This is a genomic window from Lelliottia sp. GFLA7, from assembly GCF_056490165.1.
In genome coordinates this window covers 1-255 of record NZ_JBWLAQ010000137.1, presented here as the reverse complement: position 1 = coordinate 255, position 255 = coordinate 1, and the positions used below count along the sequence as shown (strand labels likewise).

General features: G+C 52.5%; 1 rRNA gene. It reads right to left on the bottom strand.

The features are described 5' to 3' along the window. A 23S ribosomal RNA gene (locus tag AC07RN_RS21540) occupies window positions 1–255 on the bottom strand; the annotation flags it as partial.

The following is a 255-nucleotide window of genomic DNA, read 5'->3' as shown; positions in this document are numbered from 1 at the left end:
GTTCTTTTCGCCTTTCCCTCACGGTACTGGTTCACTATCGGTCAGTCAGGAGTATTTAGCCTTGGAGGATGGTCCCCCCATATTCAGACAGGATACCACGTGTCCCGCCCTACTCTTCGAACTCACAGTGTATGTACTTTTGTGTACGGGAGTATCACCCTGTACCCTGCGACTTTCCAGACGCTTCCACTAATACATACGCTGATTCAGGTTCTGGGCTGTTCCCCGTTCGCTCGCCGCTACTGGGGGAATCTC